Here is a 20200-nt window from a genome sequence, read left to right as displayed (position 1 = left end):
ACAATTAAATCCAATCCAGATGAACAACATCTCTACCCTTCCCTTTACCGCCAATAGCAAAACCTATATACCTGAAGCAAAACCAATTGTGGTAATTTGCATGGATGGCTCTGCTGATGAATACCTTGATGCAGCGATGGCCCGCAACCGCATGCCCAACCTGAAAAAAATGATTGTGCAAGGTTATAAAGGAATGGTTAGGGGGGCTTTACCTTCGTTTACCAATGTGAATAATGCATCTATTGTTACGGGGCTTAGTCCGGCAGGGCATGGCATATGCGGCAACTATTTTTTTGATGCTGCCCTGCAGCAGGAAGTGATGATGAATGCAGCAAGCTACCTGAAAGCCGAAACCATATTGGCAGCAGCAGCTGTTGCCGGACGCAAAGTGGCTGTAGTTACCGCCAAGGAAAAACTAAGGGATATACTTTCGCACCAGCTAAAAGGGATTGCTTTTTCCGCTGAAAAAGCTGCAGAGGCCAGGCTTAAAACTCACGGCATTGAACAGGTAGAACAGCTTGTTGGTGAGCCAAGCCCACCCATTTACAGTGCAAAAGCCAGTTTATTTGTATTGCGTGCCGGGGTTGCCCTGCTAGCGCGCGGTATGGCCGATTTTTTATACCTCTCCTTAACCGATTATATGCAGCATACTTATGCCCCTGATACCGAAGAATCGCTTGCCTTTTACGAGGCTCAGGATATAGAATTGGGTAAAATGCTCGATTTAGGTGCAATAGTGGCAGCAACTGCCGATCATGGAATGAATGCAAAAGTTAAGGCTGACGGATCTCCGAATATATTGTTTATTGAAACGCTGCTAAACGAAAGGTTTGGTGCCGGTTTCAGGGTAATATGCCCCATTACCGATCCTTATGTGAAACACCATGGTGCCTTAGGTTCTTATGCGGTTGTTTATGTAAACGATGGCACTCAAATTAACGAAGTTAAAAACTGGCTCTCACTTCAAGATGGGATAACTGAAGTTTACGACAAAGCAACAGGCTGCCGCCTGCTCGAACAACCCACCGACCGTTCAGGAGATCTTTTCATCCTGTCGGCACGTGATGTAGTTTTAGGTAAAACAGCTGCAGATCACGATTTAAGTGCACTCGATGGAACCCTGCGCTCGCACGGCGGCCGCTACGAAGAAATGGTACCGATGCTTATTTCACATCCACTCAATGCGGCTTATAAAATGAAAGTACAAGGCGATCCCCGTAATTTCGATATTTTCGATTTTGCAATTAACGGGACAATTAAAGACTAAAGCTCAAAGCTGAAAGACTAAAGCTCAAAGCTGAAAGACTAAAGCTAAAAGCTGAAAGCTTAGATGCCCTTAAATGTCTTAGGTGGTGAAAAGACCGAAGTCGGAAAGTCGGAGGTCCGGGGATTGGGAAGTTAAAGACCAAAGCTGAAAGCTTAGATGCCCCTAAATGCCGTATACAATGAAAGCATGACGGTAAATAAGAGAACCTGAAACATGTTCAGGGTGACGTCTGAATGCCACTAAATGTCTTATATGGTGAAAAAGCCTAAAGCGGAAAGACCAAAGCTGAAAGCTTAGATGTACTTAAATGTCTTAGGTGGTGAAAAAGACTAAAGCGGAAAGACCAAAGCTGAAAGCTTAGATGTACTTAAATGCTTTATACAAATGAAAACATGGCGGTAATTAAGAGACCCTGAAACATGTTCAGGGTGACGTCTGAATGCCACTAAATGTCTTATATGGTGAAAAAGCCTAAAGCGGAAAGCTTAGATGCCCTTAAATGTCTTAGGTGGTGAAAAGACTAAAGCGGAAAGACCAAAGCTGAAAGCTTGGATGTACTTAAATGTCTTAGGTGGTGAAAAGACTAAAGCGGAAAGACCAAAGCTGAAAGCTTGGATGTACTTAAATGCCGTATACAATGAAAGCATGGCGGTAAATAAGAGACCCTGAAACACGTTCAGGGTGACGTCGAAATGCCACTAAATGTATTAAATGGTGAAAAAAGCTAAAGCGGAAAGGCCAAAGCGGAAAGCTTAGATGTTAAGAACAAAAATAAAGGCAGGTGGTCACTTCAGCTCCCACCTACCTCTTATTCAAATTTATCCTTCTGCCATTTTATGGTGAAACGGACACTTACTGATGTCTCCTTCTTTCTTTTCCATCACTTCTGGTGTAGAAACCGGTCTTCTGCGGTGCTGATCCTGTGTAAGCGGGAACACCGAAGTAAAGAAGTTAGACCAGCCACCTGTCCTTACCCTAAGCAGGTTAAACTGTTCTGGTGAACCTACAGCCTGGCTATAGGTATCAGGGCTGGCCACTGTAATCGTTAAAATGTTGGATGAATGACCTTGCGCAAACTGCTGCATAACCCGTACGATTCTTTCTGCCGGAAAATCTTCATTCACATTATAATCGGTTGGGGCACCATCGGTCATCAGATCAGTGCCTTCTCCTTCAAAACCCGCTAACGAAGCTTCGAAACCTGCATATTGGTGCTCTACCGGTAAATCCATCGGACTTGGTGCCGCGCTCAAATCGGAAGCTACAGCAGTACCCAATCTACGACCATCGGCACTGGCACCATTCCAGGCGCCCATTTCCACATGGTTTTCGAATGTACCTACGCCTGGTTGGATCTGAATACCAAATGGATGTTCTTCTGTACCGTAACGTGCAGCGAGGTTTTGCAAAGCACTGTACATTTGTGGCAGTGGTTTAGTAAAAGTCTCTACTGAGATTTTAGCAATTCCACCCACAATGGTATCGCCAAAGGCATCAATTTCGTGGTGCCCGCGGCCATAGCGCGGCAGGCTTAAAGCAATTTCGCGCAGGCGTTTAAAACGATCGGAACGGCTGGTAATGCGCGATTCGCCCGCCAGTGTACTGATAAAAGGCTCCGTCATTTTATATCCCCAGTCGCAGCACAAGCATTCCAACAGTTCGGGCAGCGTGGTTACCGCATTTTTATCATCAAATACCATTACTTTAATGGCGTACAACGAGTTAATGGCCGAACTTAGCGAAATGTAACAAGGTCCGTAAATATTGTATTTGGTACCCCCGCTATAAAAATCAAGTCCACGGGCCAGACAGTCGTCCATCAATACGTTTAATATTGGCGAAGGGCAGAATTTGGTGTTGGCACCAAAGCCCATAAGCTGCCCGTTAAAGGCTTTACGGTTTAACAGCTCAAAATGCTGAAAATAAATTCTTACCAGCTCATCAAAACTCTTAATCTGATCGGCTGGTTTGGAATTAAGCGATACATTTTGCCCGAACAGGTAAGCTTGCCCGGCTGATGAATAGGTACGCCCCTGGTTTAAAGCACACTCCAATGGCTGTAAGGTAGAAAAACCACCCAGCGAAAACCAGTTCTCGCCCGGAAACTGTGGTTCGTAGCAACCATCGCAGGCATAATTCTGTGCCGATTGCATGGAAACTGCCGAATTCCAGTTTTTGTTGTTATGTCCTAATTCACCACCTACATGATCGCCACTGCGGTAAAGCCCTTCAATAATTTTCTCGTCATTAAGCAAAATCGGATGTGCACCGCCCGAGAGGACAGCATGAGCGGCTTCTTCAAGTATTTCTTTGGGAATATCTTTACGGGTGCGCAAAGACAGACAAGGTGCATTTAAAGGCAACCTACCCGAGGCGCGAATAAACAGTTTGGTTATATCGTTATAAGCGGGTTTGCTGGCAGCAAAATCTGTAGTGCCATCGGCAATGGTTCCGCCTACGGTAATTTGCTGAATCCATTGGCCTAAAGAAGCGCCCTGCGGGTACGGTCCAGAGGCACCACCCATGGCCAGGTTGCCAAAAGGCTGATGATCTTCCATAAAAATACGGTTCTGCTGTACTTTCTCATCCAGTTTAATGTAAAAAGCATCGATAATTTCCTGTGCTTCATCTTCTGAAATGCCATCTTTTTCATAAAAAGGCTGCAACAACTGATCCATACGGCCAATTGCAGTGGGCTCGCCATTTAAGTGTAAACAGGTGTGCAGGGTAAAAATAAACTGTACCGCTTCTACAAAAGTATCGGGCTTATCGTTAGCCAGTTTTTTCATCCTTGCGGCAATAGCCAGCAGGTTGGCTTTTTCCCAGGCCTGCCCTTCGGCCATTTTTGCAGCAGTTTCGCGTGCCAGCTTTTCGTAGTTCTGAATGTATTCGGTAATGCCTTGCAGCGATAAATAAGAAGAGCGGTAAAAGTCTTTCAATTCAGCAGTTGTGGCCTTATGTTCGTAAGCCAATACCTCAGTCTTCATTTGCTGTAAGCCTTTTTGTAAGGCTTTTTCGTAATGTGGAATTACGTGCCCTACCCCCGATGCTTCACTCAGGTTGCTTAAAAAGCCATCCATGCGTTCGGTTTCTGAAAGGTATTTCATTACATAGCGCCCCTCGCCCAACGATAGGTTTGGCATAGCGCCTACAATAATCTCTTCGGGCGAAATGCGGTAGGTATCAGATCCGTACACACACTCTCCTTTAGCTTCGATAAAAGCGGAATAAGGATGTAGCGAACCATCAGGGAACCTGATTTTACGGCCCCTGAAACCGTAATCGGCCGAGCTGAATAGCTGTAGGCTCATGCGCACTGCCCAGCCTTTCCTGATCATGATCGATTCTTTCATGATGTCGGCCGGTTTATCGCTGCCTTCGTAAGCTTTGATATAATGTGCCAGGTCTTCTTTAATTTCTTCCTGCTTGCGGTTAAAATACCAGTTATCCTGCCATAAAGAAAAAATATTTTCGAGCAGGCTCAGTATACGGTTGCTAGGTGTTTTAAAATAGTGGTTATGGCGGTTAATACCAGTCGACATAGCGAACAGGTAATTCTGATGGTTGTAATACATCAACCCGTTTTTAGAGGCATCCTGGTAGTGGCGGTCTAAACGTGTCCAATCCACCCCCGGAAATTTAGACCAGTCGCCTTTTTCCATAAACGAGAAATTGTTGCTGTAATCGGGATGTTCATCAAGCCCCAGATCATCTACACTTGGAATGTAAAAAATACCACCCAGATCAGATTTCAGGTGGTTGAACAAACGGTCGTTCATAAAACCTTTATCGCCACCAACCTGGTTGCTCATGATGTTTTCGAGAATACCTGCTTCTTTAGCAAAACCGGCAAAGTAAATGCCTTCTTCATCAGAAACGGTAACCGATTTAGGCGCCCTAAAACCAACTGATGATTGTTTGGCCCTGCCAAAAGGTAAGCCTAAACGTAGGATTGGCGTGGTATTGCCATGTTCATCCTGTATGCGAGCCGATTTAATGTGGCTGCGCGAATCGCGGTCGGGAATAATGGTATCGTCTGTTTTTCGGCCAATCAGGTCTTCAATCTGGTCTTCCGTCATCATGTTGATCTGGTTCCAGTTAATAATAAACCGCTGTGCCAGCACAAACGATCCGCCCAGGTGACTAATGTCTTCGCCACCAATTAAAGTATGTTTGGCGATGGTAATCGGATCAGACGGATTGTTGAGGTTTTCAGAAAAACGACAGCCCAGCACCTTACCTTTATTGCCATCCTTTTGGTTGGATTTAGAAGCTGCATCTTGTGCGAAATAATGTTTGGTAACGCCTTTAAGTCCGTTAGTTAGAAAATCGAGTACTACCTCGCAGGCCTGCTTGCTATCGCTTTTAATGTGGAACCAAAGATCGCCTTCAGTATCATCGAAAACCCCTTTCGAGGCATCGAAAACATCAGAGGTAAAAGGATCATGTTTGGTTGGGAAATTAAGGCGCATGCCCAGCGGTAAGGTTAGGCCTTCCTTTTTACAGATGTTGGCCCAGTTTTTAAAAGAAATACCCAGTACTACCGAAGTATTTCGGTTGGCCAATACTTCGTTCGTATTAATTTCTTTCCGTACCGCAGCCATCAGTTCGGTTAATTGCGGCCGGCTTATCGGTGCATTAGTCCAGAAGGTAGTAAAAATGGCAAATGGTGATGGGTACACTAATCCACGCTGACAGTGTTTCCACACTTCGTCGAGCCTTTCTTCGAGTTTTAGGGACTTCATTTTAAGAGGTGTTTATGTTTATAGATGGTTAATTTAGCCTGCTCTTTTACTTAAGATTTGGCGATCTACTAAGTAACCATATTTTGATGTATTTTTACACCGTATAATCACCCTATTTTTAACTACACATCTACTATCACGACCCTTACATCTACTTCTGCAGAACCGCACTTAAAACCGGCGAGATAAATCACTAATTACCAACGAAATCCATTTTTAATCCACGGGCTCAGCTGCCGGAAAACCGACGGAAATTTCGATAATGAAAGCAACATTAGTTATTTAATAAATTGATCAAACGTTTGCGTTGTTTTACGTTAAACATTTAGCTTATCTTAGAACAAAACAGCTATTAATTAATACGTTAACTGACTAACCAAATTGAAACGAACCCTTAAAATAAGCGTGCTTTCGATGCAGCGATTGGCCTTTATACTCTTGCTTTTAACTGGTTTAAACACCTTTGCGCAACAAAAAAAAAGCAGGCCGAATATCATTTTATTTTTAGTAGATGATATGGGTATCATGGATACTTCTGTTCCTTTTTGCGGCGAGGTAATGCCTTTAAACAAGCGATATCATACCCCCAACATGGAGCGATTGGCCAAACAAGGGATGAAATTTACCAATGCTTATGCACAACCGGTTTGTACGCCCACACGAACGAGCCTGCTTACAGGAATGAACACAGCACGTACCCACATCACCAACTGGACATCGCCCAATAAAAACGAACCTACTGATGCGAAAGACGAGCAGTTTGGTCCTTTAAACTGGAATATTAACGGATTAAGCAACACTCCGCAAACAGAAAACACAGTTTATGCTACAACTTTTCCGCAATTGTTAAAAAATGCAGGCTACTATACCATACATGTTGGCAAAGCACACTGGGGCTCGATGGGTACACCAGGATCAAACCCTTACAACCTGGGCTTTATGGTTAATATTGCCGGTCACTCGGCAGGGCATCCACAAAGTTATCTTTCCGAACAACGCTATGGAAATTTACCCGGCAAAGCACAGGCGCAGGCAGTGCCCGATTTACAGGAATACTATAACACCGGTACTTTTTTAACTGAAGCACTGACTTTAGAAGCTAAAAAAGCGATGGAAACACCCATTGCCAGAAAAGAACCTTTTTATCTCAATCTGGCACATTATGCTGTACATGTACCCCTAATGGCCGATAAACGTTTTGTACAACGATATTATGATGCTGGTTTAGATAGTGCTGAAGCAAAGTATGCCAGTATGATCGAAGGCATGGACAAAAGTTTGGGCGATATTATGAATTTCCTGACCACAAAGGGCGTAGCAGAAAATACCATTATAATTTTTATGAGCGATAATGGTGGTTTAGATGCACATGGCCGTGGTGGACCTGTTAATACCCACAATTACCCCTTCCGTTCGGGAAAAGGATCGGTATATGAAGGCGGTATCCGCGAGCCGATGCTGGTAAAATGGCCGGGGGTAACCAAGCCGCAAAGTATAAATACCAACCCGGTAATTATCGACGATTTTTTCCCAACTATACTCGATTGGGCAGGCATAAGCAATAAAAAAACGATTCAAAAGCTGGATGGTTTAAGCCTGATACCCACTTTAAAAAATCCTGCTGTGAAACTTACCGAACGCCCCCTCGTTTTTCATTATCCAAAGAAATGGACCAATGAAAAAGAAAAAGACGAGCGGCTTCTGGGTATTAATTACTATAGTGCGCTCAGATACGGTCAATGGAAACTGATTTACCGCATGCGGAGCCAGGAATTGGAGCTGTACGATTTAAGTAAGGATATTTCGGAAAAAAATAACCTGGCAGCAGCAAATCCTGCCGAGACTAAAAAACTGGCTGGCATTTTAGGTAAAACCTTAAAAGAACGTGGTGCACAAATGCCGGTAGCAAGTAGTACGTCAAAGCCAGTTCCTTTCCCTGATGAAGTGACTATCCGGTAAAACATGGAGATATTTAAATATCCCAAAGGCTTAAAAGCGTTGGGATATTTTTCAATGCCATAGTAAAACAATAACCATTACCAGAAGCATAACCAGCAATAAGATAAAAATAAATGGTTTTGTAACCTGGTTACCGAATATTCCTTCCGGATTTGTAAACCAGGAAGTTAACGTTTTCCGGGCCCCATGTAGCGAGGCAACCTCACTTGATTTAAATTCGTTCCAATTGAGATAACCCACAAATATGGCCAATGCATTTAATGTTGTAATTTGGGGGTGATAGGACTCTTTGGTTTTCAGCTTTCCGAAAACCCTTTTAAGTGTATTTTTACTAATGTATATTTTCGTTTCCTGCATTACCGCTTCCGATAATACGATATAATTAGCGTCTGACCACTTGTTTATTATGGGCATATTTAATTTTTGAGCAATTAAATTGCCACAAACCGTCAGATATGAATTTAGATTAACCAGTTTTCTGTGCATTTTCAGTGCAGTTGTAAATTATTTTCCTTTGTTTTAATGCCCCGGGTTCCGGCATGAAACCGCTATTTATTAATGAAGGGCAGATATGGTGACAAAGACAACAATTACACCAATAGCCACACACGCACAGTTTTACGCAGTAATTATCTCATTTATTAACTGAATAATGCAAATAACAGCTGTTTCGGGCCTTTATTTTTTTCAGGCTCCGTTATTTGTCTAAAATCAGGAATTAAAAAAGTGTGGAAATAATTCCACGCTTTTCCACAATTCTAAAATATTTAATTCCACACTACAAACCCGGCTATAAGCAGTGAAAAAAATACGTCCATGATTTTGGATGAACAATGGGCAAGAAAAAAATAGACTGCATCTTGATTTTACAATAGTTTTGGAACAATGATTCTGGCATTGAGCCGAATTCAGAAAAATAACAAGCCCAATGCAATTTAAAATAGACAGCACCTGGATATTGGTTATAGCAGGAGCGCTATTAGGTTATTACCAATTAAAAAACAAAGGGAAGATTTAGCAGCAATGCCAACAAAAAATATCTAAGATTCTTCGCTCTGGAGATAGTTTACCTCGGGATGGGTAAACGATCAGGGTACAGCGTTGCCCTGAATAGCTTATAGCTACGGATGCAGTTTCTCATCAACTGCATCCTTTTTTATTTGCGCTGCTAAGTTATCGTAAGCTTAAATAACATCGATTTAAAAGAAGATTTGTTTAAACCTGTTTGGTACCAATGTGCTGCAAGAATATATTAAGATCGTCTTCCTTACTTAAGCCCAGTTTTTGTTTTATGCGGTACCGGCTCATGCGCACACTTTTGGCTTCGATGTGCAGAATCTGTGCTATTTTTTTGGTATCCATATTCAGGTGCAGGTAGGCACAAAGCTTTAAATCGAGCGTAGTGAGTTTTTGTTGTGCCTGCTGAATAAGCAATGTAAAGAAATCGGGATGAACTTCCTGTATTTGAAATTTAGCCTGCTCAAAATCATGATCAAGCAACAGTTCCTCGTTCCAGATTTTATTAATGTTAAGTGTACTGTTTGTGCCCAGCCGCTCTTTGATCTGAAAAAGCATTTCTTTTTTATGCGCCAGCTGCAGTTTACTGGCCATCATTTCTTTCTGCAATTGCTGTTGCTGGCTTTCCAACAACTGCTGCTCGGCTTTTAACCGCGATTGTTCTTCTTTCTCCAGTCTGGCCTGTAGTTCTGCTTCTTGTTTTTCTAAATCCAGTTCACGCTCGCGCTGAATGGAATACCGTAACCTGAAATGATAGGATCGAAACATAAATACCAGGCCCAGCAAGGAAGCGATGGCAATGCCAATGTACAGATATTGTTGCTGACGGGCGTATTTTTCGCTTTGCTTTAATAATTTAACCTCATTGTTTTTTTTTTCAGACTCGTATTGTATTTCCAGTTTCTGTGCATTTAATACCTGTTTCTGATCAAACAGCTTCTTATTGTATTCGGTTATTTTTTGCTGAAATACCAAAGCTTTCTGAAAATCTCCCTGTTGTTCGTACAAGCCGGCCAGACCTGTTGCAACGGTAATCAGTGTAGGATAATATGGCGTTTCCTGGCTTTTCATGATACTATAAGCTTGTTGTAAATAAGCTTCCACCATAGGCATATTCTTGTCCCTTTTGGCAAACTCGCTTAAAATACCTAAACTATTGGCCCTTATTTCTTCGCCGTTAACAGCATTGCGCATTACTTCTTCGGCCATACCAGCATAGCGGATAGCATGGTTTTTCGCTTGCTTATCAGTTTCAGGGAAAAACCTTACGTAATAGTCGGCACTGTTAATACACACAATAGCATAGGTTTTATGGGCCACATCTTGCCCATGTTGCTGATAAAGTTGCTCAGCCCGGTTTAAATAATAAATGATACTATCACGCATTACCTCATTTTTGGTAGCAGTATAATTATAATCAGCTGCAACCGAGAGCGCAACATAACAGTTGCTTAACAAATTATAATCACTTGCCTGAAGTGCATTTGCAGTGGCTGCTTTGGCATAACGGTTTACATTAGCCACATTGTCCCAACGTGTATTTAAAGCATATAACTGATAATAAATTTTAGCCGAAAGATACGGATCGGCTGTTTTCTCCAAAGCTTTAAGTCCCTGCTGGCAATATTTGGTTACCAGTTCGGTATTATCAATCGCATTGTACAATAAGGCTTGCGCATAACAGGCATAAGCCATAGCAAGTGGCTGGTGTGCAAGTTGCCCCATAACCAATGTGGTATCGGTCATTTTTTTAGCCAAAGCCAGTTGTTTGGTATTGGCATAAACATTTGCCAACATTAAATAAGCCTTTGTGGCTTCCAGATAATTCTTGTGTTTCAAAGCAAGGCCAGCACTTTGTTGGGCCTTAACTAAAGCTGCTGCGTAATTGCCTCCTGTACGGTCCTTTTCGGCCAGTTTGGTAAGTAATGCAGGGCGGTCTTTCTCGCTAAGCCGAAACAAAGTGCTGCTATCGGCCGGTGTTTGTGCCCTCGCCAGACTTAAACAGCACATAAAGCTGCCTACATAAAAGGGTATGTTTTTAAAAACGGTAGGTTTCATATCGTAAAAATAACCATATAGATGATAGCTTAAGCAAACATCTGGCCGAAAAGCAAAAACAAAACACCATCAAAAACAACTAATAATCAATACGTTAAACAAAACTGTAGATATATTGTAGACGCGCTTTTTTAAGTTGTAGATGCTCTGTAGCCAGTTAAACTTTGCAAAAAAAGGCCATTTACCCCAGCTTTGCCTTAAACATTTTTAAACTTAAAAACATCAGACCATGGACAACAAGACCTTATCCATCATTTCTTACATTACCATCATCGGATGGTTAGTCGCTTATTTTATTGGGAAAGATAAAGCCGACAGTTTACTCAAATACCATTTAAGACAAGCGCTGGGGCTGGGTATAGTGAGTATCATTTTTAATATTGTGTTTACTGCTGTAGCCATGGCAGTACCTGCATTATCCTTTTTGGGTTTAGTGGGTTATATATTTATCGTCCTGTGGATTATCGGTATTATTAATGCAGCCAACAGCGTTGAAAAACCTTTACCCCTTATTGGTAAGGCTTTTGAAAATAAATTTGCTTTTGTAGGCTAATAAAAGAAGTATGACTCTCCAATCTATCAGAATTTATGTGCTTATGGTGGCGGTACTAACTGCCACCGCATGTAAATTTCAGCAAAACAGCCCTGAAGAATATTTCGACCAGGCAGCATTAAATACCAATGACATATCGCGCTTTGGTACGTACTACTTTGAAGGCTACCAGAAATATCTTAAAAGTACCAGTGGCTCCGGCAAAGTGACCAGCTGCGAAGAATATTTGAAAAATTCTATTTCAAGGGCTGAAACTAATTTAGAAAAAGTAAAACAGCTTAAGCAAACTACCGAAACAAGGCAAATGCTGGAGGCCTCAATTACGTTATACTCCTATGTTTTAACAAGTTATAAATCAGAACATCTTGAAATAGCGAAAATGATTGATATGCATGAGCCTGAAGCACAAATTAACCAGGCGCTTACAAGTCTGGACAATAAGCCCTACAATGCTTTTATTGACAAATACAACAAGCTTTGGAAACTTGCCTCCAAATATGCTAAAGACAATAAAATTGAAGTAGAAGAGATGCCTTTTTAACCATTGTTATTTCAACCATGTAAGATTTGATCATTAACTGAACAATCATGATAAACATAACAAATTTTAAAGAAAACCTGGGGCTGAAGGAAATCCCTGTTGAACTCGAAAAACTAATTTATTTCCAAAATAACATCTCTTCCTTCGAAAATTATGCGCAGGGTTTTGGTGTTTTGATCGATAACAAATGGGGATTGAAAAGCTGGAGCGAAGATGAAGATTTTTTAACCCGGTTATTTCCCTTTGCCCAGGCAAACGGTACAGGTTCTTTTTATACTATCTGGAACGACGGGAGCGATAAACCTTTAAACCAGATGCCCGTTGTGGTTTTTGGAGATGAAGGCGGCGTACATGTAGTGGCAGAAAACATCTTACAATTGCTGCATCTGCTTACCTACGATACCGAAATCATGGTGGATTTTGATGAAGCCTATTGCTATAAAGATGAAGAAGACGACTATCAAAGTGAAGATCTGGATCGGTATTTAGAATGGATAAAAGCAGATTACAAGCTCAATAAAATTGAAGTACCCAATGAACTCATTAAAAATGCACAGGAAAAGTATAAAGAAAATTTCGACAGGTGGTTCCAACAATATTTTAAGAACTAAGGGCAGCAGCTATGGTCATTAGCGAGGTTGAAGCAGGCATTTTAGCAGAAGAAACATAAATATGTGGAGCGACAGATATAATTACTATCAGATAAAAAGCGATATCGCTTATAGCAAAAACATACATCCCGTTGCTGCAATAAATTTGTTTTTACAAACCGGATACTTTGTTAAGACAAAAAATAATGAATTGAAAAATGCAAGTCATTTTCCCTGGATAAATGTCGCGCTGGTAAATAGCAAAAACGGAAATTTTAATGATAAGGAAACAGATTTCCTCACTATTAACTTAATTGCTATTGTTTGTGCAAAAGGTCAGGAAATTGATCAGGGGATTTACCTCAGCCCCTTAATGCAAATAGCACGGGCACTGAATTGGAAGCTTTATCTGGAAGAGGATGATGAAGGAAATACTGAAATAGAATTTTAAAAGCCAACACTATGACGGGCCGCATATTTTCGATATTCTGGATGGTGTTTATGTTATTTTTCGCCATCCCTTTTCCGATGTTGCTGTATTACAACATCAGGAGCGAAAGCATGCCCAATCCGATCGAAAATGATCCATTGATTTCGCTGGCCCTGGTAACTTTATCTATTTTACTTTGGGTAACGCTGTTAATTGGCTATTACTACAAATGGGTGCTGGTAAACTTTGCAATAAAACGCAATATTGAGCGCCTCAACACTACAGGTATACCGCGTGAAGCTAAAATTTTGGCAGCTACAAAAATACCAGATACCTATCCTGGCTGCGATACTTACAACCTCAAAATTCAATTTAAAAATCTGGTCGATAGTGAAATTACCCATCAAACAGCTGTAAACGATGCCAAACCTTACGAACGTCGCTATGAGGCGGGTAAACGCGTCAGCATCCTGATTGATCCGGAAGTTAAACGGATTCCTTATTTCATTTTTGCGTCTACCGAAGTCAGTATCCGTAAAATGACTATCCTACTCGCCTCTCTTGGCTGGCTCGTGCTCTTAAGTGCGGTTGCGGCTTATTATATTTACGCTTATCAGACCGAAAGCGAAGGTATGGGCTGGCGTTTTATGAGTATTGGCCATCCTTTACTCATCTGCCCTGCAGTACTTTTGTTTTACCGGTTTTTACTGGCGTTTATTGCAGGAAAATTATCAGGCAAACCCAGCGAGAAATTTCTGATTAAATTTAAAGGCATAGCTACCGAGGCGAAACTCCTTGCTGCAAGACAAACCGGAACCTACATTAACGAGCAGCCGATGATTGAATTTGAACTGGAATTTCGCGATAACCACTACCAGAAACACCAGGTGAGTATAAAAAAGGTAATCGACTTGTTAGCACTCGATATTACGAAGCAGGAATATATTTCAATTTTTTACCTGAAAGATAATCCGCAGCGTGTGGCATTTGCACAGGATTTAAATGAAATTAACGGAGAATTCTGATGAAAAACTTAAAACATATTTCTCTGATTATACTGTTAGCTTTACTGTGCCTGGGCTGTCAACATATCAGTAAAAGCATTGATGAAACTTTTCATCCCAACGATTCGCTGGTGAAGGCCTACTACCAGAAACACAACTTTGCAAGCAATGGAGCGTATACCAGCACAATTAAAACAAACATTACTACCGATACGCTACGTCATCAGGAGAAAATTGTAATTATAAATGGTGATACAATTACTACAACTAACATGGAAAGTAAAGCAAAATTACTTTTCGAGGATATTGAGAAACTCAAACAAAAACAATCGCCTAAGGCTGCAAAGGCCATGCAAAACCGGGTAAATGACTTTTTAAAAGAAATGAATCTGCCGCACATCGGACTAAAAAATCAGCCCGAAGAAAAAACTTCAAAAAAAGGCAGAAAAGGGATACTAACTGCAAGCGAACTAGCCGCGGCACAAGAAAAATTGAAACAGCTTCCGCAATACCAAGGTAAAGAGATATTTTTATATGAGTCTGTACACTTTTACCAGGATGGATCTGTTAACCTTGCACTTCAGCAGCCTGCCAACCCAGCATATGTAGATGCATACCGGTATCAGCATGGAAAGTGGTCGGCACCTAAAGCTGTATTAGCCAGAAATATACCGCGGAGGATCTTTCCTTTAAGTAAAATCAATTTTGCCGATGCGCTTAAAGTAGTTAGCACCTACAATGAGAAAGCAGCTCAGGTTGAAGGTGCAGCGCCCACGGCTACCGTCTATATTTCCATTTGGGATGGTGGTATGCGTTGGTTTCCTGGTACCATAACCGGTAACCGGGTGCGTTATGATATACAGTTTAACAACGATGGATCGCTTAAAAGTTTTAGGCAGGAGTTGTAATTCACAATTCCATTTTTTTCTTCTACCCCAGGTTATCTTACCAAACTCATGGCCTTTTTCAAATCCAGATCATTATTACTCACCACATCCTGCGGAGTGTAATTAATGATGTAATCAGGTATTATGCCTCGCCCACGACTTGCTTGTTTAGCTACCGAAACAACACGCATCCACGGAAAATCGACTATAATTTTACTATTTGGCAACGTTAAGCGCTGCACGGTCATACCATTGCACCCCTCCTCTGAACCTGCTGTTTCTCTTCCAATAAACTTAACATTTTTATTTTGTGCCTTCAATGCTGCTGTAAAAAGTGCACCCGATGAAAAAGTAGCGCCATCAATCAGCACAATCAGTTTGCCATCAAAGTGATTCTTTTTAACAGGGTTAAATGGCCCGTAGAGTTGCCCAAACTCAGGCGTAACGGTTACATGATGCCACTCGCCTGACTTACCTTCTACTTTAAATCCATCCTTAAAACCTTTGGTTATTTCAGCATCAAAGTATTGGGCAAAGGGGCTGGCTGCAGGGTCGGTAAATCTCGACTTTACTTCAGCAACAATATTGAAATCACCGTCAGCCAGGTAAGCAAGCAAGCGGGTTGCCACCCTGATATCGCCACCGGTATTGTGCCGTACATCCAGCACCAGGTTTCTAATCTCTTCTTGTTTAATCAACGCAAAAGCTTTTTGATATAGAGTACTATCAGTATAGGCAAATGGAGTTACCTGAAACCAGGCCGTTGATGATTTTTTTTGAAAGCGTAAGCGTGAATTTTCAATTTCTGCAGCCACAGTCCAACCAACAAAATTATCAACGGTTTGCTGTGGTTCGGCTTGTAATTCCTTTCCATTTTCAGCTGCATCAACTTTTATTACTTTCAACTCACCTTTACTGGTACGAAGCTTAAGTTGATACGGTGGTTGCCAGTGATAGTATTTATTGCAAACATCTTCAAAGCCATCGTATTCGCTTAAAAACAACTCTTTAAAGGTTTCGTTATAGCCATCGCCACAATATAGGTTATACCCATGATCAACCATTTGGGAAACAGGAATACCGTTCATCTCCATAAGCTCATCTCCGGTATGGAGCTCAGGTGCCTGATGGGTAGTAATCCACACCTTGTGCTGCTGTATCAGTACATAAAAAGGCAAATGCGGTAGCTTTTCGTTTGCCGTCGGTTTGTAATTTGCCGAATGTTTTAACTGGGTATGCCCACACCTTAACTGGCATAAAAAGGGATAAACGGCATCCATAAACTGACTTTCTGAAAGCGGTGTTTTCAAGCCATCGTAAACATTTCGATAAGCTTGCTGTAATTGAGCTGTTGGTGTATAAAAACCGTAACCTGGGTGCAATTCCTTAATGGCAGCCCACAACACAGTCAAATCCTTTTGCATGCTATTTACTGTAAGCATATTTTTGGCTAATGTATCAGCAAACATTGAATGACTTTCCTGATGGGATGCATTACCGCCACAACCAGAGGCAATAGCGATCAATAATGGAATCAATAATTTTGATAAAGGTGCTTTCATGGCAGGGGATTACAGGCATACAATATACTGTAAGTTAGAGCTTAACCAAAATTTCGCTTGAATATGGTTACATATTTAACACTTTATATTTCACAGACAAAAAGCAATGTATTTGACCATTATAACAGAACCATTCTAAATAACGAAATGCAGTTTAGCTTAACATAAGCTTTAATTTTTCGCAACATAGCCCATGTAATTTTGCGCAAACGGAAAACAAAACTTATGAACAAAACACTCTTAAAGCAAAAGGCTTTGGCCCTTGCTGTGGCCGCATTCGTTACCTCGGCAGTTGTAATCAGTGCCTGTAAAAAGAACAATGAGCCGGAAACACCTGAAACCACTACCCCGGTTACATTAAAAGATTACTCGGTAAACCCTTCGCTGGTAAAAGCAATGCCCGGTTTCGAGAACCTGAACATTACCACCTTAATCAGTTCGGATGATGTATTACCCGAATCACCAAACTTCATTTTTGGTGCGCAACCTGATGGTGCCGGAATCATTAAAAACCCTTCTGGCGAAGGTTTCATCATGATCAACAACCATGAAATTCTTCAGTCGGTATCGCGTGTATACCTGGATAAAAACTTTAAACCGGTAAAGGGCGAATACATTGTTGATTCGGATGGCGGTATGACCCGTCTTTGCTCTGCAACGCTTGCTACCCCCGAAGAACACGGTTTTCCTAAACCAGTTTTCTTAACTGCCGGCGAAAGCGGTGCAGAATCGATGATTCACGCCATCGATCCGCTTGCAGCAGCCGATAAAAAAAACAAACAAAGAACCGTTAGTGCTTTGGGCAGATGGAGTGCAGAAAATGCAGTGCCACTTCCTAAAGGAGCGTTTGCAGGTAAAACGGTAATCATGATCGGCGAAGACGAAAGTGACGGACAATTGGCTATGTATGTATCTAATACACAAGGCGATTTGGAAAACGGCAAGTTATATGTGATGAAACGCAGCAATAACGATCCGATTGAAACCAATATGGATAAAGGACAAAGCTACGACGTAGAATTTGTAGAGCTTGATAATGTAAAAAGCAGTACCGGTGCCCAGTTACAACAGCAAACTATTGATAAAAAAGCCTTAATGTTGGCGCGCGTAGAAGATATCGACTACAGGAAAGGCAGCGCTGCAAACGGACGCGAAATATACTTTACTGCTACCGGCGTGAGCCAGGGCGATAAAATTACACCTGTAAGTGGTAAAACCATGTGGGGCCGTGTATACAAGCTGGTATTGGATGCAAGCAACCCTTTAAAAGGTAAACTGGAAGTTGCGGTTGATGGAAACGACAACCCTGGAAAAAGCATTGTAAACCCTGATAACCTTTGCGTTACCGAAAACTACGTATACATTCAGGAAGATGGCGATTCATTTTACAAAAACAATGATCACGATGGAACGATCTGGCAGTTTGCAATGGCTTCGAAATCGTTAAAGCCGATGCTGCAGATGAACCACCGCAGAACGGACGCTACGTTTAATGCAAAATACAACCCATCAAACAATACGCAATTAAGCAGCTGGGAATATGGTGCCATGTACGATATCTCTGCTTTAACCGGTATTCCGGATACTTTTGTGGTGAATTTACACCCGCACACCTGGACAAATGATAAGTACAAAAATGCCGATGGTGGTACAACCAGATTGGTTAACAACAACGAAGGTGGACAAGTAGTAATTGTTCGCGGCGTTTCTAAATAATCCAAAATGCTTTCCTATCCCTTTCAGCAACAGCTGGAAGGGATTTTTCTATTTTATTTCAACTCTACCCAAACATGCCTGCGCTTAACAAAATTGCCTTTTTTGCCTCATTAATCACCCTGACTACACTGTTGTCTATTTTCTGTAAAACAGAAACTAAAACGAGTGCAGAACAGGTTAAAGCAGATTTCGATAGGCAGCTAACTGAATTTCAAAGCATTATTGATCAAAAATTATTTAAGGCTGCTCAAAACCAAAATGAAAAAGCTATTAAACAATCTTTTTTACTGGCAAGGGCTAAGTACAAGGAACTGGAATATTATATCGAATATTTTTTTCCATCTACTGCAGTAATGCTTAACGGGGCGCCCATTGACGAAATTGAACTGGGCGAAAACCTGATCGAGAACCCAACAGGGTTTCAGGTAATGGAAGAAATTATTTACGAGAGTCCAACAAAAGAAAACCGGCTTGAATTATTAAATGAGGTAAAGAAAATGCAGCTCAACCTGCAAAGAGTTAGTCGCTTTAATGCGCAATACCAGCTTACCGACGCCCAGCTCTTTGACGCGATCCGTTTAGAAATTTTCAGGATTACCAGCCTGGGCATTACCGGCTTCGACACACCAAATGCTTTACAGTCAATTCCTGAAACCGCTGCTGCTTTAAATGGAATTGAGGGTGTACTGGAGAAATATGAGGGAAAAGTAACAGATCAAACAATTTCTTCCGCTATTACCTATCTGGATAAAAACTCCGATTTTAACACTTTTAACCGGCTAACTTTTATTACGCAATACCTCGATCCAATCAGTAAAAAAATCAACGCAGTCCGGTTGAAAAAAAATATAACAACTGCTGCAAGTGGCTCTGCATTGCGCGATGAAGCTGTAAACATGTTTGAGCCAAATGCTTTTAATGTAAATAAATTCGTGGGTAACAGCACTTTGTTTATCAGCGATGCTAAAATTGCTTTGGGCAAAACCTTATTTAACGACCCTGTACTTTCTAACGGCGGTAACCGCAGCTGTACCAGTTGTCATCACCAGGCAAAGGCCTTTACCGATGGTTTAGTAAAACCAACCGGAATTAAAACAGGGGAAACTTTGTTGAGGAACACCCCGACACTAAGCTATGCGGGTTTACAACGTGGTTTCTTTTACGATTTAAAAGCCGGCACCTTAGAAGATCAGGCCCTGGATGTGGTACACCACAAACAGGAAATGAACGGGTCGCTTACGCAAGCAGCAGAGCGCATCAACGCTTCCAAAAGTTATCAAACCTTATTTCAAAAAGCCTATCAGGATAAAACTGGCAAAGCCGACCCCTGGAAGATTCAACATGCATTAGCCTCTTATATCCGGTCGTTATCCCCTTTTAGCTCCAGATTTGACCGCTATATGCAAGGAGACCAGAAACAACTGAGTACTGACGAAAAACAAGGTTTCAACTTATTTATGGGTAAGGCTAAATGCGGCAGTTGTCATTTTGCACCGCTTTTTAACGGTACTCCGGCTCCCCTTTTCAATAAAAGCGAAGCAGAAGTTTTGGGTGTACCTGCAACTCCTGATACCATTAAGCCGCAATTAGACAGCGACCTGGGTCGTTATGCACTTTACAATTACCCGCAATACAAACATGCCTTTAAAACTTCGACTTTAAGAAACATTACCAAAACAGCACCTTACATGCACAATGGCGTTTACAAAACGCTGGAAGAGGTTATGGATTTTTATAATCGCGGCGGAGGGGCAGGAATGGGGATAAAAGTAGATAACCAAACTTTATCTGCCGATAAACTGAATTTAAGCAAAACGGAGATTAAACAGATTATTGCCTTTTTAGGTGCGCTTGAGGATTTGCCTTAGTCT

The 20200-nt window shown here is 41.5% G+C and carries 14 protein-coding genes; 10 read left to right on the top strand and 4 right to left on the bottom strand.

The annotated features are described in order from the left end of the window. Positions 1–19: 19 nt before the first annotated feature. The gene (phnA, locus tag OC25_RS11010) at positions 20–1267 is read left to right on the top strand and encodes a phosphonoacetate hydrolase (protein WP_052266142.1); all 1248 of its coding nucleotides are present in this window, start codon (positions 20–22) and stop codon (positions 1265–1267) included. An 818-nt stretch (positions 1268–2085) separates the two neighbouring features. Here the strand turns inward: phnA and OC25_RS11000 are convergent. Next, entirely contained in the window at positions 2086–6012 is a 3927-nt protein-coding gene (locus OC25_RS11000) for a Dyp-type peroxidase (RefSeq protein WP_039475685.1), read from the bottom strand. A gap of 381 nt (positions 6013–6393) precedes the next feature. On the opposite strand from OC25_RS11000, the gene OC25_RS10995 reads away from it, so the two are divergent. Continuing rightward, on the top strand, positions 6394–7971 hold the full coding sequence (locus OC25_RS10995; RefSeq protein ID WP_245221965.1) for a sulfatase: 1578 nt from the start codon (positions 6394–6396) through the stop codon (positions 7969–7971). A 51-nt stretch (positions 7972–8022) separates the two neighbouring features. Here OC25_RS10995 and OC25_RS10990 read toward each other — a convergent pair whose 3' ends face one another. Together OC25_RS10990 and OC25_RS10985 are read right to left on the bottom strand one after the other, a co-directional pair. After that, the gene (locus tag OC25_RS10990; RefSeq protein WP_156131452.1) at positions 8023–8385 is read right to left on the bottom strand and encodes a hypothetical protein; all 363 of its coding nucleotides are present in this window, start codon (positions 8383–8385) and stop codon (positions 8023–8025) included. A gap of 801 nt (positions 8386–9186) precedes the next feature. After that, positions 9187–11046, bottom strand: a complete 1860-nt coding sequence (locus OC25_RS10985; RefSeq protein ID WP_052266141.1) for a helix-turn-helix transcriptional regulator — start codon at positions 11044–11046, stop codon at positions 9187–9189. Positions 11047–11275: 229 nt separating this feature from the next. On the opposite strand from OC25_RS10985, the gene OC25_RS10980 reads away from it, so the two are divergent. From OC25_RS10980 to OC25_RS26885, 6 genes are all read left to right on the top strand, one after another. After that, positions 11276–11599 (top strand): magnetosome magnetite crystal formation protein family, encoded by a 324-nt coding sequence (locus OC25_RS10980; protein WP_039475679.1) that lies wholly within the window; start codon positions 11276–11278, stop codon positions 11597–11599. Between the two features lie 10 nt (positions 11600–11609). After that, positions 11610–12140 (top strand): hypothetical protein, encoded by a 531-nt coding sequence (locus OC25_RS10975; protein WP_039475677.1) that lies wholly within the window; start codon positions 11610–11612, stop codon positions 12138–12140. 47 nt (positions 12141–12187) lie between these two features. Continuing rightward, the gene (locus OC25_RS10970; protein WP_052266140.1) at positions 12188–12751 is read left to right on the top strand and encodes a hypothetical protein; all 564 of its coding nucleotides are present in this window, start codon (positions 12188–12190) and stop codon (positions 12749–12751) included. Positions 12752–12896: 145 nt separating this feature from the next. After that, complete coding sequence (locus OC25_RS10965) at positions 12897–13181, top strand: hypothetical protein (protein ID WP_156131451.1); 285 nt, start codon at positions 12897–12899, stop codon at positions 13179–13181. 11 nt (positions 13182–13192) lie between these two features. Further along, positions 13193–14185 (top strand): hypothetical protein, encoded by a 993-nt coding sequence (locus OC25_RS10960; protein ID WP_039475672.1) that lies wholly within the window; start codon positions 13193–13195, stop codon positions 14183–14185. Beyond that, positions 14185–15072: a hypothetical protein gene (locus tag OC25_RS26885; protein WP_052266139.1), complete on the top strand. Its 888-nt coding sequence runs from the start codon at positions 14185–14187 to the stop codon at positions 15070–15072. Before OC25_RS10960 ends, OC25_RS26885 begins: the two co-directional genes overlap by 1 nt. A 32-nt stretch (positions 15073–15104) precedes the next feature. Here OC25_RS26885 and OC25_RS10950 read toward each other — a convergent pair whose 3' ends face one another. Continuing rightward, positions 15105–16613, bottom strand: a complete 1509-nt coding sequence (locus OC25_RS10950; protein WP_039475670.1) for a S41 family peptidase — start codon at positions 16611–16613, stop codon at positions 15105–15107. 225 nt (positions 16614–16838) lie between these two features. On the opposite strand from OC25_RS10950, the gene OC25_RS10945 reads away from it, so the two are divergent. Further along, positions 16839–18329 (top strand): PhoX family protein, encoded by a 1491-nt coding sequence (locus OC25_RS10945; protein WP_082018579.1) that lies wholly within the window; start codon positions 16839–16841, stop codon positions 18327–18329. A 74-nt stretch (positions 18330–18403) separates the two neighbouring features. Further along, positions 18404–20197, top strand: coding sequence for a cytochrome-c peroxidase (locus tag OC25_RS10940; protein ID WP_052266138.1), 1794 nt, complete (start codon positions 18404–18406; stop codon positions 20195–20197). Positions 20198–20200: the final 3 nt, after the last annotated feature.

The sequence above is a fragment of the Pedobacter kyungheensis genome (genome assembly GCF_000812965.1).
Taxonomy (GTDB): Bacteria; Bacteroidota; Bacteroidia; order Sphingobacteriales; family Sphingobacteriaceae; genus Pedobacter; species Pedobacter kyungheensis.
The sequence above is the reverse complement of the archived record's forward strand: the minus strand, read 5'-3'. Positions and strand labels throughout refer to the sequence as shown.